This is a genomic window from Streptomyces sp. NPDC026417 (assembly GCF_055567695.1).
Genome location: NZ_JBVHPY010000046.1, coordinates 1 through 21209 on the forward strand (window position 1 = coordinate 1; position 21209 = coordinate 21209).

A 21209-nucleotide genomic window follows, 5' to 3' on the forward strand; every position below is an offset into this window, starting at 1 on the left:
ATCCCACTCCGCATTCGTCAGGTCTCCGCGTCCCATGGAGCCAGCCTGCCCCCAACACCCCACCCCAAGAGGGAGATCCGAGAAACAGTGCCTAGGACGGCTGGGTGCTGCAACCGCGGTCCCAGGACCCGTTCCAACGGAGGATGGGTCTGGGTCGGCAGGCCGTGCAGCCGGCTGGCGACCCGCGTAGCCTCATCGGCCAGGTCGTCGTCGAAGCCCGCGATCACCTCCAGCTCGGCGATCGTCTCGTCCTCACTGTCGATCGCCCGCAGGGTGTGGGGCATGGCGCGTGGCGGCGTCGGCGATGATGAACGCGTCACGGGCGTCGGTCTTGGCCTCGCCCAGATAGAGGTCAGCGATGCGCCGCATCGTCAGCCCGGGCGAGTAGGCGACCAGGCAGCCCATGTCCCGGGCGACCGCCAGAGCTCCTATCGAGGCCAGCTGGTCGAAGGCCGCCAGTACCGTTCTGTGCTTGGCCTGGAGTTCCACGAACCGATTGCGGAGCTTGGGTTCGGTGTCGGACAGGCGTTTGCCGGATGCCTTCTTCCCGGCCGGGGGGACGGCGGTGGCGCGGTGTTCGCACTTGCTGACGTCCAGGCCGAGGAAGACGTCGATGCCGCCGGTGTCGATCACGTGCAGGCCCCTCCGCTCACGCTTTCGTCCGGCCTGGCCAGGGCACCGAGCTGCCACATCCACGCCACGGAGAGCTCTTCCGGCCTTGGGAGAAGCCAGTGCTCACGCCCCTCAACAGCGGTCCGTCGATGCCTCCGAGCCCGGTGACACCACCCCGGATCATCAACACAGGAGAAGGGAAGTCATGCCGGACCCGAGGGCGGAGGCACCATTGCGGAGCCACGACGACGTCAATGGGGGAGGCACATAGGCCACAGGCTGTGTTCTGGTGCCTCACGGTCATCCGTCGTACCGACTATCCGGAGCGACAGTCTGCAGCTCCTGGCTGACCCTGCAGGCTGATGGGTGACCGGCGCAGACTATAGGCGACAGCCAGCACGTGATCTGAGAAGTGGCGCTCCAGCAGGTCGCGACCCGCTGGCTTGGTCCCCATGCTTTTGTTGGGGGGTGTCCCTAATGCGCGACATCCAGCAGGCAGGTTGACTGATCAGGGAGAACAGAGAGGTCGGAGGTCTCCAGATCCAGCTGGTAGATCGTGTCACAAGGGACGCGAACAACTGCGTGGCAACCGCTCATTCGGCTATGAAGAGTCGACGGTAATCAGTCCGCGAGTAGACCCAAGCAGAGCAATATTTGTGCGGATTTCCCTTAGAGCGGTTCAGCTGGGCGGATCAAGGCCTACGACGAAGATAGATGGCGGCGGGCTTGCGGGATAGCTCTGTGCAGGAGCGCCGCCATCATCGTCTCTGCATGGCGCTTTCCGTCGCACTGCTCTTCATTCGGAGTGCATGGTGTCACCATGGTCCAATTTGGCCCGCAGCTTTATCCTGGAGGGGTTCTCGTCTCCCCCGGCTCCATGGCCGAGGGAGGTTGTCTCTTCCTCGATGGCTCAGCGATGGACGACGATCTGAACGCGGCGGTCGATGCTGTTACCAGCCAGCGTGACTGAGGTAGTAGACCATCGGATCGGGTCTGCTGATGCTGTGGCGATCCGGTGCTGATGCGTAAGCGACTCGCCGTCTAAGCTTGCCCTTTATCTACCAGGATCTGCCTGGTCTGCCGATGGCCTTGAGAGTATCGGGGCATTTGACGGTTTTACCGACGTCGTAGTCGGGTGCCCGGTGCTGCTTGATCCGGGGTGGCGCCGGTCTTGCAGGACCATAACCACAACGGCGGAGCATCCCGATTCTTCGACAGGTACTCGACCTTAAGGCGCATCAACGACCCATCAAAGAAAGGCAGTTTACCATCGTGGTCGAGCCATGAGGGGCGGTGGGTGAGCCTGGGTGAACTCGACCCATGCCTGGGTCTCGGCCTTGCCGTAGTTGGTGGTGTCGGTGACTATGGTGATCGCGGGCTCGGGCCAGGTCTTTGGCTCGGTGAACCGGAATTCCGGGCCGGTTTTGGGCAGCCGTCCGCCCTTCGGGGTCGTAGACTCCGGTTTCGGCAGACGCATCATGCGTCTGAGCGGACCCGGCCGACCAACTCGACCGGCAGATCGTGCAGGCCCCAGGCCAGACGGGTCACGTCGTAGCCAGCATCGCTGACGATCACGATGGCCGGGTCCCCGGCCTGCCAGCGACCAGCGGCGATGAGCCTTTCGGCGACACCCCTCAACTGGGCAGCGGTGACCGCGGTCGCGTTGTCCACCGGCCCGTCCAGGATCGCGGCCGGGGACGTGGCACCCAGCTCCAGCACGGCCACCAAGAGCTCGTAACACGATCATGAGACCCAGTCCCAGTAGTCGTGTCGTGGTGGAGCGTGGGAGTGTGGCCCTGGATTGTGGGCGATGGCCCTGTGTGGGGAAGCGGGACTGGGTGAGCGTGGTGTGGGCGGCGACGTCGCCGGAATCGGGACTGTTCGATCCGGTTGAGAGACGTTCAGAGGTGCAGGATCTGTCAGATTGCTTCAACGACCTGCGTTCCTGTGGCCAGGGATACGTCGAGGTTCGGTCACCGAGCAGGGAGTTCCCGGTGCTGACCGTGGCCTTCCGAGATGATCACGCGTGCACGACTTCACACAGACGCGGGTGGCCGGCCCTCTGGGTGAGTGGTGTGCATTGTAGTTAAGAGCTCGTGGCACGGTCATGATCGGTGCTTCTTCAGTCGCCTCCAGCAGATGAGGCCGCAGGCCAATGAGACGAAGGCGTCGTGGAGTTCGGTTCGGCGTTTCCCAGCGGACGGCGAGGCGTTTGAACTGGTGGAGCAGGGCGAAGGTCTGCTCGACCACGTAGCGGAGCTTGCCCAGGCCCTTGATGTTCGGGGCGCCTTTGCGGGAGATGACCGGCAGAATCCGCCGCTTGCGCAGCTCCTCGCGGTTGGAGTCGTAGCCCTTGTCGCCGAGCAGCGAATCGTGGCGGCGGCGTGGCCGGCCGGGACGCCCGGCCACGGGCGGGATGCCGTCGACCAGGGCGAGGGTCTGGGTGACGTCGTTGACGTTGGCAGCGGTGGTGATGACTCTGAGCGGGGTGCCGCGTCCGTCACAGATCAAGTGGTGCTTGCTGCCCGTCTTCCGCCGGTCGACCGGTGACGGACCGGTGTCGGCTCCCCCTTTTTCGCACGGATGTGGGAGCCGTCCACACACGCCCTGGACCAGTCGAGTTCGCCGGCCGCATTCAGCTCAGCGAGCAGAATGCGGTGCAGCTGTTCGAAGACCCCGGCCTGCTGCCACCGCTCCAGACGCCACCAGCAGGTCTGGCCGGAGCCGAACCCCAGCTCCAAGGGCAGCAGTTGCCAGGCTATGTCGTTGTGGAGCACGTACAGCATGCCCCGCAGACACAGCCGGTCCGCCACCGGCCGAGGCCCCGGAGATCGCTCAGGCCAGGGCGGCAACAGCGGCTCGATCAGCGAGCTTGTTCAGTGTGGCCACTGATCGGGTGATGACGGGTGTGGAGTAACGAGCGAGGCCCCTGAGCGTTGAGCGGGATGTCTGACGTCCGCAGCTCTTCGACTCGGGGGCCTCGTGGTTCCTTATCGTGCCGTACTCGATGTCCCGCATGCCCTGGTGGAGTGGGTGACGATGCTGATCGTCACTCGGGAGGGTGACCGACGGTGTCGGCTGTCGCCATCCGAACGTGCTCTGGTGGCGTTGGTGTACCTGCGCAAGAACGACACCCTGCGGCAGCTCGCGGCCGCCTTCGGTATCAGCCTGGGCACGGCCCACGCCCATGTCCAAGCCGTGATCGGTCACCTGGCCGGGCTCGCACCGGGCCTGACCGCGGCGCTGAGATCGGCCGATGCCCGCTACGTCCTGCTGGACGGAACACTCGCCGAGTGCGACCGGACAGGTGACGGCAGAGCGGACTACTCGGGAAAGCACCGTCGGCACGGGGTGAATCTGCAGGTGGTGACCGCTCCGGACGGCACCCTCGTGTGGATCTCACCCGCCCTGCCCGGACGGATCCATGATCTCACCGCCGCACGCAAGCACCGGATCATCGCCACCTGCACCCGGCTGGGCATCCCGGTCCTGGCCGACCGCGGCTACCAGGGAGCCGGCGACATCGTCGCCGTACCGCACAGGCGACGGCCGGGAAAAGACCTCACGGACAAACAGAGGTGCGTCAACCGAGCACACTCCCGTCTCAGGTGGCCCGTCGAAAGAACCATCGCGTCGGCCAAGACTCGGCGGATCCTCCGCAAAGCCCGCTGCAAACCGAGCCGGATGACGTCAATCGCCAAAGCCATCCTCACCCTCGAGACTCACCGCTGAACAAGCTCAGCGTCCCCAAGTCGTCATCCACGATCCACGGCCCAGTACTCACACCCTCCCGAACGGCGGAATCGCCACATCGGGCACGCCCTGCCAGGACACCTCAACAAGATCGTGTTACGAGCTCCAAGGAATAGGGCTAGCCCGGAATGAACTGCGAGACCGTCTTCGCCCAGCCGTAGCCGTGGCAGAACAGCCGCTCCGCCGAGCACGGCGCGTCCGAGCGAAGCCACGGCGACACATCGACTGCCAGCCCCAGGCGCCCGCCTTCGAACCTCGGCAGCGAAAGGCCGGCCAACACCGTCCGCAGCCGATCGACGTCGATTCGGCCGTGGTTCAAACCGCCGCACATCGCTCCGCGCCCAAACCGGTTCTCGGGCCTGGACCTCGGTGGCGTCCCGCCGCAGTCCGACACTCTCGGCCTGGGCATAGGCGAACACATCTTCCAGCGCACGAACCCGTAGATCAGGACGGCTGGGAACTACAAAGCCCCGTTCCGCGAGCAGTCGGCCCACCTCGCCAAACGCATAGGCGACGGTCGAGCGACCGACGCCGAACAGCACACCCAGGATCGCGCGCGGCAGATCATGCCGCAGGTGGATGAGCGTGGCCACCAGCCGGTCGGTCCACAAAGACCCACCAGCGGGTCGACCTTCGGCAGCATCTTCTCGACCCGCTGGCGCAGCCGGCGAAGGCTGTCAGGCTCGTACAAGGCGCCGAGTGCGTCGACGTTTTCCGCCCAGGGGCTCCACGGTCAGCGCGAGTGGCAACCTCAGCGCCGTTGCTGGTAGGCACCGCGCTATTCCCCCATTCGAGGCACATCACGGGCCGCCCCAAACTCAACCGCTTTTCTTGCAGGCTCTCACGACCTGATCGCCCCACCCCCGATTACTTGATCTTGGCCTTGTCAACCCCCAGTTAGCAAACAGCCCTGACAAGACAAAACTCTCTATATAAGCGTCCGTGCCTCTCGCTTTTCACCCGCACCAGGTTACAGCGGTGATCCACCCGTTATGAAGCATGACCTACTCATCATCAGGCATGTCAGCCAGAACCACGTGCCACCGAACAGTTCACCTGTCGGGCTCACCCAACGAAAGGGGGGGCGATAAGTACTAGTCTGAGCGATATCACCCCAACGCGAAGATGAATCTTAGGAACAGGTCCGCCACCTCCACGGGGCACAGAGCATGCGTTAGCAAAATTTCAGGGTGCCACCCTGATGCGGACCCTCCCCTTCTCGAATAGAACGCTACCTGGAGACGACTAGCTCTCCGACTCCCACTACCATCGCATCAGTCGAGGGGATTAAGAATGAGCGGCAGCAAAAAGAGGAAGCTCTTCGCAAGAAAGAGATTGGGTATAATTTTCACTTTAGCCATTGCGGCAAGCGGAGGGACAGGGCTACATTCCTCTCTTGCTCAATCTGGCGATAGTCCAGTAAAGCCCATAGAGGCTTACAAATCCACACCGGACCTACCGGCAGGCTTCCCCTCATTCAATACACTCATGGAGGCGCAGAAGACTCTAGATAATTCAGCAGATCACATTTCGGCGCTGGCCCGAAGGTCGAGCAACAAGGGTTTCAGCTCAATCCAAGTAGACCCCAAGGGGAAACGGCTCATTTTGCGCTGGAAGGGCACTCCACCTGACGCGGTTCAAGAGTCACTCCGCCAACTGCCGACAGGATACTCGTCAGTCGTCAAGAACGCACCATACTCGCAATCCGAACTGAGCTCGGCACAGGGGCGCTTCATTAAAACACTGGCCTCCAATGAGGGCGGGCACGTATCAGCCGTCTATCCGATGCCGGATGGTAGCGGTCTAGGCGTTAAAATAGTTGGCGACCCAAACGCGGCTAGGAAGCTAGCGGCCGTACGAGATTCAGTGGTGCCTGTGCATCTGACTGTAGGAATCAAGCCCACGTTCGCATTCGGCCGCTATAAAGACACCAGCCCATTCTGGGGCGGGGCCGTTTATCAGACGATAAGAAACGGGCAGGCTAAGTGGGAATGCTCAACGTCATTCGCCGTTAAGGATTCCGCCGGAAACGCCCGGATGCTTAGCGCGGCGCATTGTGTCCACCCTGGAGATAAGATAGCGGTTCCCACGGAATATCCAACACACAAGGATCCAAGCAAGCGAAAAGACGTAGGAGTTGCTGCAGAAGTTCGCGAGAGCAGCGATAGCGCCCTCCTCGATATACCAGTTTCTCCCAGGGTTTACCGTGGGCCGGCGGGATCGACCACTTCCGCGCCCGTAGGGGGAGTGCGCGGGACACATCTGGGGGATTTCGTGTGCACTGGTGGCGCCGCAAGCGGTGAGCATTGCTCTGCTACCGTCGTCGCATTGGACGGTACTGTGTTTCCCGCGTTTCCGGACGGATCTCCAGGATTTACCGTGCATGGGGTGGCCTGGGCCGAGGGCCTCACTCCCGAGACTGTCGTTAGTTCAGGGGGCGATAGCGGTGGTCCTGTCTACGTGCCAGATGCACCCTCCGGGCAGCTCATGGCCATGGGACTGATGAGCCTGCATGAGGTCGATGTACCCTGCACCGGAGTTTACAGTCTAAACCCCAACTTGGCGTGTGGATCAAATGTGGGATTTATTCCCATTGCGAACCTGAAGCACCAGTGGAAGTTTACGGTATCAACGTACGACAACTGAAGTCTCCACCGTGGTAGGGCTGACGCTGGGCGAACGGCCGCGAAAGAAGTCAGCCCTGCCACCTCGCTGCTATCTGCAGTGAATCATGTTTAATCATGGGTCGTGCGGGGCCTGCTCGAGCGGTTGTGCAGACCTGCGTCCCCCTCGGTCCGCCAGCGGCGGACCCGTTTGTGGGCCGTGGGGCGGGATATGCCCGTCTCCGCGGCAACGTGTGCGACGGGACGGCCCGCCAGGACACGTTCGGCCAGGATCCGTCTGCCGTGAACGGTCAGCTGGGCATTACGGTGGGACACGAAGACCTCCGTGCGGTGTGTTCCTAGACAGCTCCACCACATCGGAGGTCTTCGCCATGTTCAAGACCGAGCACTGTCAACAAGGCTCGTGGGCCATATCGACCCCGGATTCTCTATCGTCAGCTAGAACATAAGGCATATAAAGGTCAAAACAATTCAAGAAGATAAGTGGCGCACAAAGATGGACAGGAGGCAATACCTCGACTCCTGCCCATCCGCTCGGACGCTATGCTATTAATTCGTCCACGACGCACGAACCTTATGCGCGGGTACAGGTCGACCCCTTTGCGGGGTCGCATGCCGGATCCATCGATGGTTAATCAGCCGCGTCCGGCAACCTCGTACCATGGCAATCATTCACGCCCTTCACTAAACCGGTTCCAAAGACCGCCAGAGACTACCCGTCTCCCGCGTGTCGGCTAATCATCACGCACTTCCCCAGCCCGACGGCTTATGGGGCGAGAAAATGGTTGACTGTACCCATTCCCCCCCATGAAGCACCTTGACCTGCCCTACTCCGTATGTATCGGCCGTCGGGTAATCGTCGTTTTCCCCCACCCAGGCCTCGTCACTCTCACACTTGGCTGATTCGCCCGGGAGGAGAACAAAGCCGCCACAAGCCTTTCCCACTGAACCAGGTACAGTTGTGGCCATCACATTACCGTACGCCCCATCTACAACGGTAAGCGCGTTGCTAGTATTTTTGACCTCCAATACGGAAACCTGAATATATCCAAACGGATAGTCATAGTCGCTGGCAACAAATACATAATCTCGATGGAATCCGCGAAGGCATTCGCGAGCGGCAGTCTGCCCATCTGCAAGGGTTTTCCAGCTTGAGCAGACTTTGAAGGGAGCGCCGTCCGCCGCGACAGCCGGTTGGGTTGCGAGGGCAGAAAATCCAAAGCTTGAAACTATCGCCGCACAGGCCGCAAGTACGGCTTTACTTTTCCTCATGTCCTATTCCTTCCGGTATGCTAAAATCTTCAGGACAGGGCGCCACCCAAGGTTGCTCCGCTCATCATTCGCGAGGCGCCCTCTTGTTGTGCGTAGCTGGGTAAATCGTATTGCACCCTACCCCCGTTGCCTTGAGTCACGCATACTCCACTTTCGACTGGGAATGTGATGAATTAAGCCATGTCTTATGTGGCTGGTCGTTGGATTGGTTGCGGGGTCGGATATGCTGATTTGACCTATTCTGGAACGGGTTGCGCGGGGCGAACACGGGCGATGGCCACGGAGATGGGCTTGCCAAAGTCGACCGTCGCACGAATCTGGCGGGCCTTTGGCCTGCAGCCTCGTCCCATCGATACGTTCAAGTCGTCGTAGGACCCGTTCTTCGTGGACAAGGTGCACGATGTCGTCGGGCTCTACCTGGATCCACATGAGCGCGCCATGGTGTTCTGCGTCGACAAGCAATCCCAGATTTAGTACTCCAGCAGTGGTTCGTGTCCTGAGCTGGTTGTTCCCTGGTAGTGGCAGCGGGGGGCTTGCCGATGTCGTCGCCTGTGGGACCAGTTCAGTGTGTGATCTCGGGGATCGCGTCGGGTTCGGCTGAAGAACTGGAAGATCCTGCGGGACTGTCGGCTCAAGAGCGACGGAGTTCACCCGGCCATGCTCGGCATCGCCCGGCTCCGCAACCTGACCCTCACCGGATAACTCACACCCCATACGGGACAACCTCTAAAGCGTGTTGCAGGAGGCGTCGGTTCGGGCATTTCCCTTGCATGCGTGGGGTGTTGAGAGCTGAGCCGTTATGGGTGGAGACGTTCACGGGTCTGCGGATGCGGCAGTTCGAACGGCTGCTGAAGGCGGTGCGGGAACGGGGCGGGAACGGGCCTGGTGGCAGTAGGCCGTGGTGCCTGCCGCTGGCCGACCGGGTGCTGCTGGTGGCCGTCTACTACCGCACGAACCTCACCATGCGGCGGCTCTCCCGCTCTTCGGTGTCGCACCCCGCGACGGTGTGCCGGGTGATCCAGCGGCTGCGGCCGCTCCTGGCCATCGAGCCGGCAACCCGTCCGGTCGACGCGGTGGAGTCTCAATGGCCGAGTCAAGGCACATGCTGGGCCCCTGGCACTGTCAGGCGTCGTGGTCGGCGGCCTCTTCGAGCAGGTCCATGGCATGGTTGTGGAAGTGGCGTTCGGCGTCGCGGCACGGGGCGTTGAAGAAGGCTCGTTGAGCTTCGGCAAGATCGCAGTTCAGCAGGTTCATGGTCACGAACACGGCTTCCACTCCGTGGCACCCGTTGTCCTTGAGGAACTGCTGGAGTGCGTCCGTGCTGTCGGTTGCCTCCCAGACGGGCCGGGCGGTTTCCTGCATGGCAGCGATGCGCGCTGATCGTTCTGCGTCGAAGCCCACTGGGGCCCGCCTCTCTGGTTTGGCCCACAGGCTATCGCCAGGTAGGCGGGGCGCGCTGGTCCGTTTAGGCGGCTTGGGCGGCGGGTGGATGGAGGGTGAATGGCCTGTCGTCACGCAAGAGCGCCCGCACGACATCGGCACGTCGGCGGGCGAGGGCGATGACGGCTTGGACGTGCTTGCAGCCCTCGGCCCCCTTCTTCACGTAGTAGTCGCGGTTGGGGCCTTCGCGGATGATGCTGGTCTGGGCGGAGAGGTAGAAGACGCGACGGAGGCGTCGGCTGTAGCGCTTGGGGCGGTAGAGGTTTCCGGTGCGCCGTCCGGAGTCGCGTGGAACGGGCACGAGGCCGGCGGCGGAGGCGAGGTGGCCTGCGTCGGCGTAGGTGCTCAGGTCACCGGCTGCGACGATGAACTCGGCTCCCAGGATGGAGCCCATGCCCGGCAGGGACTCGATGATGCGGGCCTGGGGGTGGGAGCGGAAAGTCTGCCGGATCTGCTGGTCCGATGTGCTTGAGCCGGTCGTCCAGGGCGAGGACCTGCATGGCGATGTCAGCGACGATACCGGCCGCGACATCCTGGCCGGGCAGCGTGACGTGCTGAGTCCCGGCAGCCTGCAGAGCGGTGGCCGCGACTGCGTCGGGGTGGCGGACGTTGCGTCCCTTGAGCCAGGTGGTGAGGCGGGCTTGGCCGTGGCGCCGTATGGCTGGGGTCTGGTGGCGGGTGAGCAGGATGAGCGCGCCTTTGTGATCGGCATAGTCGAAGGCCCGTTCCAGAGCTGGGAAGATCCCGGTGAGCACGTCGCGGAGCCGGTTGAGCATGCGGACGCGGTCGGCGATCAGGTCGGTGCGGTGGGCGGTCAGCAGAGCCAGATCGGCTGCCAGCTGGGCGGGGACGTTGATGGAGGCGAAGTCCCGCCGCAGACGGGTGGTGTCGGCGATCACGTAGGCGTCGCGGGCGTCGGTCTTGGCTTCACCACCGTAGGACCCGGACATCCGGTTGACCGTCCGGCCGGGCACGTAGACGGCCTGTTGGCCGTGGGCGGCGAGTAAGGCCAGCAACAGCGCGGACGCGGTGCCGGCGATGTCAACGGCCCAGTGCACCTGGTCGGCGAGGGCGAGGATCTCGCCAAGGGCGGTCAGAATCGCGCTCTCGTCGTTGGCAACCTTCTTGCTCCAGATCGTTGCCCCGGTTTCGTCGACCGCGGCGAGCCAGTGATGGGCTTTACCGGCGTCGATCCCGACCCAGAGATGAGTTTGATGCTCGGCCATGTGCGTCTCCTCGGTTCAGGGCAGCATGCCGTTTTGGCCCGAGGAACACCCGCCGTCAGCTCCCTAAACAGCGATCATGCGCAGATCTCAATCAGCGGCCAGGCGCCCGGAAGAGTGGGGCGGCCACTCCACCGGAGCCACCGGGGGCAAGCGACTTTAGAGCCACACCCCACTCTTCCGGACCGCCAAACAACTTACGGAGCGGCTGTGGATCGTGGACGGCACCCTCATTCCCGTCCGCGACCGGAAGACCGGGGCGTCCTTGCGCACCTACCGGTTCTCAGCGAACGTGTAGGTCATCATCGATGCCAACACCAAGCCGTGGTCGCCGCGGCCCGGCCGGTGCCCGGCAACACCGCTGATGCGAGGGCATGGCGGGACTCCGGCCTGGCTGCAACATGCGAGGGCGTCACCGTGCTTGCCGACGGCGCGTACATCAACACCGGACTCGTCGTCCTACACCGCAAACGCCAAGGACGTGCCCTCCTGCCCGGCGAGGAGGAGGATAACGCCAAGCACCGCCGAGTCCGAGCCCGCCTCGAGCACGCCTACGCCCGCTGAAGCACTTCAAGATCCTCCGCGACTGCCGACAGCGGCAACGGTCTGCACCACACGGTCCAGGCCGTCGCCCACATGCACAACCTCGCCCCTGACCGCATGAACCGACCAGCCACCATCTCGGCTTACTGGCCCTAACAAAGCCTCTGGACGTGTCGGTGGGTGATCAGGCAGACCGCGAGGCCGAGGAAGGTCTCATGGATGTCGTCGCGTCGTTCCCAGCGGATCCGTAGGCGGCGGAAGCCGTGGTGCAGCCAGGAGATCGTCCGCTCGACGACCCACCGGAAGGTGCCGAGTCCCGTGCCGTGCGGCTGGCCACGCTCGGCGATCGCGGGCCGGATACCGCGCTGCCGCAGGAGCCGGCGGTACTTGTCGTGGTAGTAGCCGCGATCGGCGAAGAGCATGTCGGGCCTCCTGCGCGGCGGCCGACGACACCCGCGACCGCTGGGATCTTGTCCAGCAGGGCCAGCAGTTGCGTGACGTCATTGCGGTTTCCGCCGGTCAGCGATACCGCGAGCGGGATCCCTTGGCCGTCAGTGAGGATGTGGTGTTTGCTGCCCGGGCGTGCGCGGTCGACCGGGCTGGGTCCGCTTTTGGGCCCCTGCGGGCGGCCCGGACGTGGGAGGAGTCGATCACCGCCCGGGACCAGTCCAGCTGGTTCTTCGAGCGCAGCTTGTTCAGCTGGTCCCAGACACCGGCGTCGTTCCATGCGGCCAGGCAGCGCCAGCACGTCATGCCCGACCCGAAGCCGAGCTCCTGGGGCAGGTACTCCCACTGGATCCGGTATGCAGGACGAACAGGATGCCGCACAGGGCCTGCCGGTCGGGCACCCGTGGTCGCCCTTCCACCTGTTTCGGCGGCGGCTGGGGCAGCAACGGCTCGATGAGCGACCACAGTTCGTCCGACACGATCCACGGCCGCGACTGACGCTTCCCCATGACCACATCAACGAGCGATCAAGCAGACAGTCACATGGTCAACCCGCTTTTGTTAGAGCCAGTTAAGACGCCATCCGCTTTCCGAACGTGATCGTTTGGTTCGGGCTGGGTGGGCATGAACTCCGGTCGGCGGCGGGAGAGATGCGGACCGTTCGTTCGCTCGCGTCGCTCGTGGAGGTGGCTGGTGCCGTCGGTGCTCGGTCTGTCTGTTGGAAGCCCGGGAGAAGAAGGTGCGGGAAGAGATCGCACTGTTTCAGGAGGAGGCCGAGCGGGTGCAGGCCGCGCTCGTCGAGGCGGAACGGGCTCTTCAGCGGCTGGTGGATGCCCGTGTGACGGTGACCGAGGTGCTGGCCGAGCCGCCTTCCGTGGTCGAGGAGCCGCAGCGGGGTTCAGTGGCCGGCTCGGTGGTGCCCCACCTGACCGACGGCATGACGGTGTCGGTCCTGGCGCCGGACTACCAGCGGATCGTGTCGGTGCTGGAGCCGGAAGCGGACAGGGAGGGCATGCGCTGTCAGGAGCTGGCTAGGGCTCTGGGGCTTCGGGTGGTCCCGGCGAAGGTCGAGGGGCTGCGGTCGAAGGCGAAACGCCTGGTGGAGCGGGGGTGGGCTCGGCAGGCGCGGCCGGGAGTGTTCACCGCGCTCGTGATGCCGACCGGCTGAAGGCACCGGGGCGGCGTCCGGCCAGGCGGCCGCTCATGAGCATCGTCATCGACCCACAGCCCCATCGCCTCGTGCATGACGGGCAGGGTCTCGTAGTCACGCACCAGGCGGCGCGAACGCATCAGCCAGCTGAGCGTTCTTTCCACCACCAACCTGCGCGGCAGCACCACGAAGCCCGTGGTGTCATCGGTGCGTCTGACGACCTCCAGGGTGAGGTGGAGGTTCTCGGCTGCCCAGTCGACCAGCCGCCCGGCATAGCCGCCGTTCGCCCACACCAGGCGGATGGACGAAGCACATCTGTCGCAGCCGCTCAAGCAGCGGGACGGCGGCGTCGCGGTCCTGCACGCTCGCCGCGGTCACCGCGACGGCCAGGACCAGGCCAAGGCAGTGCACCACCAGGTGCCGCTTGCGGCCACCCACCTTCTTCCCGCCGTCCCAGCCGGTCGTCGATCGCGGGAAGTTCGCCGCTGCCCGCAGTGACTGCGAGTCCACAATCGCGGCCGTCGGGTCCGGTGAGCGGCTCTCCTTGTCCCGCACGCGGTCACGCAGCCGGTCGTGGAGCTCGGCGAGCAGACCCGTCACCTGCCAGCGGCGGGCGAACGCATGCACACGCCGGTACGGCGGGCAGTCCACAGGCAGATTGGCCCAAGGCGGGGTGGCACGTAGCCGTAGCCATGATTGACCCCATTATCGGCCACGCCGAAGTGATTTCCCGCAGGGGTTATCCCTCCGAATGTGCGGACCTCTGGAGTCATGGGCGGAAGATCGCCCATGTGGTGCCGCATCATCATCGGCGGCAGCCTCGAAACCACCGTGATCTCATCGACACTTCTCATGGCCAGTTGTACAGCCGCAGTTGGGTCTGCTTCTGATCGCATCCTGGACATCGCAGGATCATGCGTTGAGGCTCTAGCCGGGCAGTTTTGAGTAGGGATTACTCAGTAGATTTAACATTCGCGACCTAAGGTAAGTAGAGAAGTCGTTTTCGTAAACCCTTCCGCCCTCTTGGCGCCTTCGAGTATTCCCCAAACGGCGATAAGGGTGAAGGGTTCAAGCTGGAGCGTTGATCACATTTTGATATTAAGTAAGCGGATGGCATCGCAGGGCAACTACCGGAATGCCCATATCGACGGGGCCTGCCTCTGCCCGATAGGTGCGCCCTCCCAAGTCTGAGACATGGCTTAGCCATGTTGTCCTCTTTGTCGCCTCACCCTCATCGAGGACGTATTTCAGCGTCGCGAAATCGCCCAGATTCACTCTCGATGAGTGACCGCGTCGCTAGTAGTGATTTGTGTAGACTTAGGGCCATATAGTTATGTCGAGATGATGAAATATCATGCATGGCGGTGCCAAAATATCTGGGATACCATGATTGCACTAATCGCTCATAATGAGCAAAAGCAAGAGCTGTTGCTCTGGGCGAAGGCCCATCAGCAAAGTCTTAGCCGTCAACATTTGGTGGGGACGAGATCGACCGCACGGTTGCTTCGCGAGGAACTTGGACTATCGGTGAGGGAGGTGGCTTCCGGTCCTCACGGCGGCGATCAGCAGATTGGGGCCGCGATCGCGGAAGGGCAGGTGTCGCTGCTGATCTTTTTCTGGGACCCGCTTTGGGCCGCTCCGCACACGTATGATATTCAGGCGCTTATAAGGATAGCGTCTCTATCTAATATTCCCATAGCCTTGAACCCTGCTAGCGCAGAGGCGATGTCGCTGCTTCTGCAATAGTGAACTGATGACTTCGGTGATTACGCTGCATCATCGCATGCTCAACGTCGAAAATTGACGGCAAGCGTGCCGCCGAAGCCCCTAGGTTTGCAAGACTTCCGCTTTATCTCGGTGATCTTCTCACTCAACTCGGCAATCGCAAATCGGGCCCGCCTGGGCGATTCACATTGAAGGCGGCTCAAGACCCCTTCTTTCAAGGATGGCCGAGGAGCCCCACCCATGCCAACTCTTGAGTAGCGATTGCTCCGGTCGCGGCCCCTTCTGAGTGAGATAAAGTAGCGGCAAGCCTCAGGTGATAGCTTCTGAACATTGGATAGTCTTATCGGCCTCGCTGTGCGGCTTGGTGCTTGACGAAAAGAGTTAACGCGATGACCATGATTGATCTGGCGCTCAAGCAAGCGACAAGGTCAGACTGCCGCCAGCGCGTCGGAGCTGTACTCGTCAAGGGAGGTCGCATAATTGCAGCTTCACCAAACCGGAAGCGCAATAACCCAGCTGTATCCTTTACTCACGCCACATTCCATGCCGAAGAGGCAGTGCTCCGGAGGGCGTCGCGTACAGATGGTGCTAAAATTTATGTTGCGCGCATTGATTCGAATGGCACGCCTAGGATAGCAAAACCGTGCCTGCGCTGCCAAGTAGCACTAACGCAGGCTGGCGTAATTCGCGCGCATTATACAGTTGAACCGAATGTCGTGGGAAATCTTGACCTCGTGCAGCGACTTACGCACTGAGTTAAATCGATCCGGTTGACCGTGTCCGTGATGTTGGAATTAGTTAGTTCGGCGCAATTGAGGGCCGTGCTACTGGAGGGCTCCGCTGCTGCCCGCCAGCCGCGGAAGCCCTTCAGACATGCTGGGGTCTCAATCGTTTCCGCCAGGATCTTGCACATGCTCCATTAGCTGTCGCGTGTCGCTGGACGTCCCGGGGAAGTCCGGAGGTATCGGTTCTGACGACGATGAACTGTATAAGCGGGTACTGCTGTCCAGCGAGCATCATCTGCTCCTCGGTGACCGCGCCGCTGCTGCCGATAGGCGAAGTGGGTTACAGGTGTGAAAGGGGGTCAGGAGGTGAGGCTCACAGCCGTGCCCCCCAGCGACGGTGGAGCAGCATGACGGCCGAGCATAACCCGCACGTCGATCAAATCTCTCATCAGGAAGAAATAATGTTGCCCCACCTGGCCTATGCTGATGCTATCCACACCGCACTGGCGGTGGCCGGCTTAACTCCTCACTCGCTTACCGTGAACGCTCCAATTGATAGTTGCGAGCTGACTATTCTCCTACAGTGGAGTGACATGACCTTGCGCTGGTCCTCAGAAGCCGGTTGGCGGCATGAGGCCGCTCACAGCAGTGGGCCGCTGCCGCTGGACCGTCTCGCGGCTCCGGCCGCAGTCACTGCCGTAGCCGGGCTTCTGCGGCAACATGAGCAGCCAGCCATACATGAAAAGCGATGGACAGCGGCCTCAGTTCTCGACAGTGCAATCGGTGATTGGACCAGCGTTTTTGATAGGGCTTCGTAGGAGCTTGGAAATTGCGTGTAGCATCATCCACACAGCCAGCCGGACCAAGAACGTTCGCTCATCGCGAGCTGAAATCACCCCACCCATACGCAGTCAACGCACCAACCGGGCCCAACCCGTCACGGGACAGGCGCACGCCTCATCGCGTCTCCAGGTCGAGCACAGGCATCGTCCGCTCAAAGAACTGGTGGGATTTCGCCCGCCTCAGGACATGAGTCTGTGTCTGTCACGTAGAAGGACGCGGATCTGCTGCCCCGGTCCACACCCCGATAGCCGGTGGGTCCGATGGCGGTCTGCTGGTGTGAAAGGCAATCCGGGAGGACGTCTACAGATTATGTGGTGAGGCGGACGGCCGCACAACGGAACGACGCCTACAGGAAGTGGCCACGGTTTTGAGCCTGAGCTCCCTGACCCTTCGGGCAGCCCTTTCAGTCCATGGCAGACGAGCATCACACAGCACCGCGGTTCCTCAGCTCGGTCGGGACGCGGAGCCAGTGCTTGCGTCTTCTTCGTCGGTGGTCCACAGTCCGAGGATTTCCTGGTAGCTTTCGGCTACGAGCGCCGAAACATTCTATGGGCAATGATCGCCGCGAACAGCGTCTCATCAGACGTGTCCTGCGTCCCACCGCCCTGCGGCCGCACCCTCGACGGCGGGATCAGCGGCTCGGCGATCTCCCACAACCCGTCCGGAACAATCCAACGCCACCTACCCCGCCCCATGAACAGTCCAACAAGCGATCACCACATAGGACACGGTCTTACGAGTTGGTGCGTGATAGCGGTTGAGTCATGTGCTTGCCCGGTCGTGGTCTGTATTCAGACGGTGGCTGTGCGGTCGGAGACGAGGCCGGCGATGGCCTGGTAAGTGTCGGGCAGTCGGTCGCGGCGGTGGGTCCAGCGCTTGCCGCCTCCTCTTCTTGCTGTATGTCGAATCCTTGGCGTGCTCGTTCGATTGCGGGCATGTTCTGCGAGGCCCACGCCAGCAACACGTCGATGGGGTGTCGCAGGGTCTTGCCGAGAGGGGTGATCCGGTAGTGGACCGCTACAGGGCGGGTGGAGATGACCTCAGGCTCGATCACGCGACAGTCATCGGATCACCGAAGCGCTCGCCAGGCCGGAGATTCCTGCGCACCGCGGGGATCACTGGAGACTGTCCGCCGCGTCCCAAGTGGTGCCCCGTCGTGAGTGGATTTTTCGAACTGGCGCATAGCCTGACGTGGTGATCGTGAAGGGATCTCTCAGCCTCCACAGGGTTCCCTCTCCCGCCCTCTCCTGCGCCGCGAGCACATGAGCCACACCGTCCAGGCCGTCGCCGGTCTGCTGTCTCACCAGCAGACCGCAGACCTGGCCTCGGCGCGGCAGATGTGAATACCGAGCCACGTCGAAGCCTTCGACGCCTCACCACCTACCGTGCACGAGCTCGTTAGGCGACTGGCAGATCCACCGAATTGCTGTGGGACGAAATCGTGCACGCCGGTCAGCCGGTTGCCGGAGCGCCGAAGAGGATCGGTACCGCAGAGCCGATGCTAGACCTTGATGACAGTGATGCGAGAACCGCACAGGACGGTTAGATCCTCGGGGTCCGAGGTGAGAACCGTCGCCGGACCGGGGGCTGCGAGGGCGGTGGCGCCGAGTATGCCGTCGATGGCGTAATTGTGGCCGTGCAGGCCGGCGTCGGCGAGGAGGGCGGCGGCGTGGCGGGCGATGGGTTCGGTGACCGGTTCGATGACGAGGCGGGAGAGGGTCCACTCCAGGGCCGGGCGGTTGATCCGGGGGTGGACCACTTCCACGAGGGTGGCCGCGGAAGTGATCACCCGCAGGTCGTCGGCGTGAGCGAGGGCGAGCCAGCCGGTGACGGTGCGGTCGCGAAGGATGGCCTTCGCCAGCCCTTTGCTGTCAAGGACGAGGGTGCCGCCGGAGGTAGCGGCGGACGAGCGGGTCACGCGGCGTTCGCCCCGCCTTGCGTTTGCTGCTGCCGGGCCTGGTGGAGCTGTTCGCGCAGGGCCTGGATCTCTTCGTCGGTGATGGGCCCGTGCTCGGCCTCGGCGACCTGGATGAGCTCGTTGAGATTGTCCCGCTCGATCTGGCGCGCGACAGCGGCCGCGACATAGGCAGACAGGCCCGAAGGGCCACTGCGGGCCCTGGCGGCCTCGGCGATGTCGCGGGGCATGGTGATTGAGTACTTTCCGGTAAGGTCCCTCATGCTACTCATCCTACCTCTGATCCTCCCCATCGAGTGGGGGCTGGCACGGCGAAGCCGTCGAGTCGCTCGCTGCGGATGGCCCGACGTTCACGGCTGGCCGGGCCAGCAGTGGACGCCCGCCCGGATCAAGACGCTGATCGGCCGACGGTTACACAAGTCCATGACCCTGTCGGGGATCTCCCAGATGCTGCGACGTCGTGGCCGCGGACCATTAGGTTTCCGACCCGTCGAGCACGAGGAGGCAGCCATTGCCGGCTGGGTGAAGGAGGTGTGGCCGCACCTGGCACCAGCGCGGCTGCGCTCGGGGGCCTGGATCGTCTTCGAGAATGAGGCCGGATTCTCGAAGATGCCATGCTTCGGTGAGGGATTCAGGAACTTCGCTGCCGGTGAGGGCGCATAAGCCTGTTTGCCGGCTCCTGCGATGTGGAGTCCAGCGAGGTAGATGTTTCTCGTAGCGGGTGGGACCGGCCGATGGCATGGTCGTCCTGTTCGCCGGCCGGAGCCCCTTTTTGAGAGCTTCCGCCGCGTGCTGGTGAGCCCGCACGATCGTGGAGTCGACCGACACCACCCAATTGAAGTTGAGGTCCTCGTCCGCATCGGCCTGGGCGACCAGGGCGATGAAGACCCGCTCCCACGTGCCGTCGACGGCCCACATCCGCAGCCGACTGTAGACCCCTCGCCAGTTGCCGTAGTTCTCCGGCAGGTGAACCCACTGCATGCCGGTCTGGAACCTGTAGACGATAGCGTCAATCACCTCGCGATGGTCACGCCAACGGCCGCCCCGCTTCGGCGTCCGGTCCGGAAGCAGCGGTTCAATCCGCGCCCCCTGCACACCAGTCAACGGCACACCCGGACTAGCGACCGACAGATCCAAACGAAACTGCCTGACTGTGACTGCCGCCCGATCGATCAATCTTGGCTTGCCGATGCCTGCGCTCCCAGGTGTGGGCGCGGAGCTCCAGCGGACCCATACCTGGCGGAGCCCGCTGTGCCCGTCCATGTCCACTTCCCCGGCCTGCCGGACAGAAATGGAAGCGCCATTCCTACGGACAGACGGCCAACGGCCAGCAGCCCTAACGACAGGACCCGTGTCGACCTGCGCCCCTGGCACCCCGTCAGGATCACCGGCACTGGGTGACTTGCCCGCCCAGGGTCAGCATGCCCGAGGCAGTCCCCCACTGGCCCGCCTATACCATGCTGGATAAGCCACTGAGGTTGAACTCATCATGTCGCTGGGTTGCGCAGGCGGCTAATGGTGAGCCCGGTCTCGGTGGGGCAGCCGTCTATGAGCCGGCCGCGTTACTAGGTGCCGTAGCCCGCGTCGCATGCTCTGGACGATGTGTTAGGGGCCGCCGAACGCGACGGGCGGAGCCGGCCGCGTCGCAGAAGGGACCAGACCCCTCCGACGGGGTTGAGGTCGAGCACGTAGGGCGGCAGGTAGTAGAGGGTCAGCCAGTCGCGGTTTGCCGCCCATTCCTGCAGGTCAGCGACTTGTGGACGTTGAGATTGTCCCAGACGAGCACGATCGGACCGCCGAACTGCTGATGTGCGGCGATCCCGTTGGTGCCCACCCGCGACCGCAACGTCGCGGCCTCAAGCAAGAACCATCGGTACTCGACCAACCTGCAAGTCGTCATCGACACCAACAGCCGCCTGGTCGTGGCCATCGGCCTGCCACTGCCCGGGAGCCGCAACGACTGCCGTGCGTTCACCTAAGTCCGGCGTCGACCGGGCCTGCCGCGGCGCCCCGACCATCGCCGACGGGGGATATCAAGGCACCGGCCTGCTCATCCCACACCGTAAACGACGAGGCCAGAACCACCTCAACCCCCAGCAGGAAGCGGAGAACGCAGTCCACCGCAGGGCTCGAGCCCGGGTGGAACATGCTCTGTCGCGGCTGAAGAACTGGAAGATCCTGCGGGACTGCCGACTCAAGGGCAACGGGGTTCACCAGGCCATGCTCGGCATCGCCCGGCTCTACAACCTGGCCCTCACCGGATAACTCACGGCCCATACGGGACAACCTCTAGGCGAACCTCTCGGCGGCCTTGAGCCGTAACTCCACACGGAACTGCTGCCGTTCGGCGGTCAGCCCGCCCCCTTTGTGGATACCAGTTGCCCCGGTGATACCGCACAGGCGACGACCCGTCAGCCCCCACGACATCACGAGTTCAACCTCAGTGAGCCTCTTTCATCCTGTGCCGGCGGGTGAAACAGGCTGATCAGCGGGTCTGGTGACGAGGCAGGGCCCCTCGTCGTTGGCGTGGTGATTCCACTCATCACACCGGCGACCGAGAGGCCCTGTTGGTTCCGTATCCTTCCATGCTCGACGTCCCGTACGAGCTCGTTGAGCATGTCTCCTGGCTCATCCACGCCCGAAGGCGTGAACTGTGATCTCCCTGGCGGAAGTTGAGCTGCTTCAAGCAGGCCCTCCTCGCCCTGGCGCATCTACGAAAGAACGAGACGTATCAGCAGGTTGGCGCCGCTTTCGGGGTCTCCGAGGCAACCGCCTGGCGCTACGTCGACGAGACGATCGAGATACTCGCCTCCTGGGCACCCGGCCTGCACGAAGCCCTGACCGGACTCGGCGAAGGCGACTTCGTGATCGTCGACGGGACGCTGATTCCCACCGACCGCATCAGGGCAGACGAGCCCTACTACTCGCAGAAGCACA

11 protein-coding genes and 18 pseudogenes are annotated in these 21209 nt (G+C 63.1%); 11 read left to right on the forward strand and 18 right to left on the reverse strand.

Features of this window, described 5'->3' with window-relative positions:
• Window positions 1-77: 77 nt before the first annotated feature.
• The 3 pseudogenes from ACZ4NT_RS36995 to ACZ4NT_RS37005 all read right to left on the reverse strand — a co-directional run.
• Window positions 78-633, reverse strand: a pseudogene (locus ACZ4NT_RS36995) (IS110 family transposase); the annotation flags it as partial.
• A 1134-nt stretch (window positions 634-1767) separates the two neighbouring features.
• Window positions 1768-2337 (reverse strand): annotated as a pseudogene (locus tag ACZ4NT_RS37000) (transposase); the annotation flags it as partial.
• Window positions 2338-2717: 380 nt separating this feature from the next.
• Window positions 2718-3479: pseudogene (locus ACZ4NT_RS37005) on the reverse strand (IS5 family transposase).
• Window positions 3480-3594: 115 nt separating this feature from the next.
• On the opposite strand from ACZ4NT_RS37005, the gene ACZ4NT_RS37010 reads away from it, so the two are divergent.
• Entirely contained in the window at window positions 3595-4344 is a 750-nt protein-coding gene (locus ACZ4NT_RS37010; RefSeq protein ID WP_467729740.1) for a transposase, read from the forward strand.
• Window positions 4345-4486: 142 nt separating this feature from the next.
• On the opposite strand, the pseudogene ACZ4NT_RS37015 reads toward ACZ4NT_RS37010, so the two are convergent.
• Together ACZ4NT_RS37015 and ACZ4NT_RS37020 are read right to left on the reverse strand one after the other, a co-directional pair.
• Window positions 4487-4723: pseudogene (locus ACZ4NT_RS37015) on the reverse strand (transposase); the annotation flags it as partial.
• Window positions 4724-4844: 121 nt separating this feature from the next.
• Window positions 4845-4958, reverse strand: a pseudogene (locus ACZ4NT_RS37020) (transposase family protein); the annotation flags it as partial.
• 700 nt (window positions 4959-5658) lie between these two features.
• Between ACZ4NT_RS37020 and ACZ4NT_RS37025 the strand changes: the two are divergent.
• Window positions 5659-7011 (forward strand): chymotrypsin family serine protease, encoded by a 1353-nt coding sequence (locus tag ACZ4NT_RS37025; protein WP_467729742.1) that lies wholly within the window; start codon window positions 5659-5661, stop codon window positions 7009-7011.
• Window positions 7012-7109: 98 nt separating this feature from the next.
• On the opposite strand, the pseudogene ACZ4NT_RS37030 reads toward ACZ4NT_RS37025, so the two are convergent.
• Window positions 7110-7346, reverse strand: a pseudogene (locus tag ACZ4NT_RS37030) (helix-turn-helix domain-containing protein); the annotation flags it as partial.
• Between the two features lie 384 nt (window positions 7347-7730).
• Complete coding sequence (locus ACZ4NT_RS37035) at window positions 7731-8261, reverse strand: hypothetical protein (protein ID WP_467729744.1); 531 nt, start codon at window positions 8259-8261, stop codon at window positions 7731-7733.
• A gap of 264 nt (window positions 8262-8525) precedes the next feature.
• Between ACZ4NT_RS37035 and ACZ4NT_RS37040 the strand changes: the two are divergent.
• The 3 pseudogenes from ACZ4NT_RS37040 to ACZ4NT_RS37050 all read left to right on the forward strand — a co-directional run.
• Window positions 8526-8732 (forward strand): annotated as a pseudogene (locus ACZ4NT_RS37040) (IS630 family transposase); the annotation flags it as partial.
• A 123-nt stretch (window positions 8733-8855) separates the two neighbouring features.
• Window positions 8856-8963, forward strand: a pseudogene (locus tag ACZ4NT_RS37045) (IS5/IS1182 family transposase); the annotation flags it as partial.
• A gap of 68 nt (window positions 8964-9031) precedes the next feature.
• Window positions 9032-9364: pseudogene (locus ACZ4NT_RS37050) on the forward strand (helix-turn-helix domain-containing protein); the annotation flags it as partial.
• Between the two features lie 19 nt (window positions 9365-9383).
• Here the strand turns inward: ACZ4NT_RS37050 and ACZ4NT_RS37055 are convergent.
• Window positions 9384-9662, reverse strand: a complete 279-nt coding sequence (locus tag ACZ4NT_RS37055) for a hypothetical protein (protein WP_467729760.1) — start codon at window positions 9660-9662, stop codon at window positions 9384-9386.
• A 64-nt stretch (window positions 9663-9726) separates the two neighbouring features.
• A pseudogene (locus ACZ4NT_RS37060) lies at window positions 9727-10927 on the reverse strand (IS110 family RNA-guided transposase).
• Between the two features lie 199 nt (window positions 10928-11126).
• Between ACZ4NT_RS37060 and ACZ4NT_RS37065 the strand changes: the two are divergent.
• Window positions 11127-11623 (forward strand): annotated as a pseudogene (locus tag ACZ4NT_RS37065) (transposase family protein); the annotation flags it as partial.
• Here the strand turns inward: ACZ4NT_RS37065 and ACZ4NT_RS37070 are convergent.
• Window positions 11620-12423: pseudogene (locus tag ACZ4NT_RS37070) on the reverse strand (IS5 family transposase). The pseudogenes ACZ4NT_RS37065 and ACZ4NT_RS37070 overlap by 4 nt on opposite strands.
• Window positions 12424-12653: 230 nt before the next feature.
• Between ACZ4NT_RS37070 and ACZ4NT_RS37075 the strand changes: the two are divergent.
• The gene (locus tag ACZ4NT_RS37075; RefSeq protein ID WP_467729746.1) at window positions 12654-13082 is read left to right on the forward strand and encodes a hypothetical protein; all 429 of its coding nucleotides are present in this window, start codon (window positions 12654-12656) and stop codon (window positions 13080-13082) included.
• A gap of 122 nt (window positions 13083-13204) precedes the next feature.
• Here the strand turns inward: ACZ4NT_RS37075 and ACZ4NT_RS37080 are convergent.
• A pseudogene (locus ACZ4NT_RS37080) lies at window positions 13205-13309 on the reverse strand (IS5 family transposase); the annotation flags it as partial.
• On the reverse strand, window positions 13266-13715 hold the full coding sequence (locus ACZ4NT_RS37085) for a transposase (RefSeq protein WP_467729748.1): 450 nt from the start codon (window positions 13713-13715) through the stop codon (window positions 13266-13268). The gene ACZ4NT_RS37085 and the pseudogene ACZ4NT_RS37080, both read right to left, overlap by 44 nt.
• A gap of 690 nt (window positions 13716-14405) precedes the next feature.
• Between ACZ4NT_RS37085 and ACZ4NT_RS37090 the strand changes: the two genes are divergently transcribed.
• Together ACZ4NT_RS37090 and ACZ4NT_RS37095 are read left to right on the forward strand one after the other, a co-directional pair.
• Window positions 14406-14810: a methylglyoxal synthase gene (locus ACZ4NT_RS37090; protein WP_467729750.1), complete on the forward strand. Its 405-nt coding sequence runs from the start codon at window positions 14406-14408 to the stop codon at window positions 14808-14810.
• A gap of 374 nt (window positions 14811-15184) precedes the next feature.
• Window positions 15185-15544 (forward strand): deaminase, encoded by a 360-nt coding sequence (locus tag ACZ4NT_RS37095; protein ID WP_467729758.1) that lies wholly within the window; start codon window positions 15185-15187, stop codon window positions 15542-15544.
• Between the two features lie 1367 nt (window positions 15545-16911).
• Here the strand turns inward: ACZ4NT_RS37095 and ACZ4NT_RS37100 are convergent.
• The 6 genes and pseudogenes from ACZ4NT_RS37100 to ACZ4NT_RS37125 all read right to left on the reverse strand — a co-directional run.
• Window positions 16912-17052, reverse strand: a pseudogene (locus tag ACZ4NT_RS37100) (IS5/IS1182 family transposase); the annotation flags it as partial.
• Between the two features lie 194 nt (window positions 17053-17246).
• Window positions 17247-17411: pseudogene (locus ACZ4NT_RS37105) on the reverse strand (winged helix-turn-helix transcriptional regulator); the annotation flags it as partial.
• A 447-nt stretch (window positions 17412-17858) separates the two neighbouring features.
• Window positions 17859-18275, reverse strand: coding sequence for a DNA-binding protein (locus ACZ4NT_RS37110; RefSeq protein WP_467729752.1), 417 nt, complete (start codon window positions 18273-18275; stop codon window positions 17859-17861).
• Window positions 18272-18535 carry a CopG family transcriptional regulator gene (locus ACZ4NT_RS37115; protein ID WP_467729754.1) on the reverse strand — a complete coding sequence of 88 codons (264 nt, stop codon included), beginning with the start codon at window positions 18533-18535 and terminating at the stop codon, window positions 18272-18274. The genes ACZ4NT_RS37110 and ACZ4NT_RS37115 overlap by 4 nt, the downstream gene beginning before the upstream one ends.
• A gap of 211 nt (window positions 18536-18746) precedes the next feature.
• Window positions 18747-19409, reverse strand: coding sequence for a transposase (locus ACZ4NT_RS37120; protein ID WP_467729756.1), 663 nt, complete (start codon window positions 19407-19409; stop codon window positions 18747-18749).
• Window positions 19410-19912: 503 nt separating this feature from the next.
• Window positions 19913-20088 (reverse strand): annotated as a pseudogene (locus ACZ4NT_RS37125) (transposase); the annotation flags it as partial.
• Between the two features lie 7 nt (window positions 20089-20095).
• On the opposite strand from ACZ4NT_RS37125, the pseudogene ACZ4NT_RS37130 reads away from it, so the two are divergent.
• Window positions 20096-20537: pseudogene (locus ACZ4NT_RS37130) on the forward strand (transposase); the annotation flags it as partial.
• A 261-nt stretch (window positions 20538-20798) separates the two neighbouring features.
• Window positions 20799-21209, forward strand: a pseudogene (locus ACZ4NT_RS37135) (transposase family protein); the annotation flags it as partial.

Coding starts and splice junctions, on each gene's coding strand:
- ACZ4NT_RS37025 (WP_467729742.1), top strand. CDS start 5,659: ATGAGCGGCAGCAAAAAGAGGAAGCTCTTCGCAAGAAAGAGATTGGGT.
- ACZ4NT_RS37090 (WP_467729750.1), top strand. CDS start 14,406: ATGATGAAATATCATGCATGGCGGTGCCAAAATATCTGGGATACCATG.
- ACZ4NT_RS37115 (WP_467729754.1), bottom strand. CDS start 18,535: ATGAGGGACCTTACCGGAAAGTACTCAATCACCATGCCCCGCGACATC.
- ACZ4NT_RS37035 (WP_467729744.1), bottom strand. CDS start 8,261: ATGAGGAAAAGTAAAGCCGTACTTGCGGCCTGTGCGGCGATAGTTTCA.
- ACZ4NT_RS37095 (WP_467729758.1), top strand. CDS start 15,185: ATGATTGATCTGGCGCTCAAGCAAGCGACAAGGTCAGACTGCCGCCAG.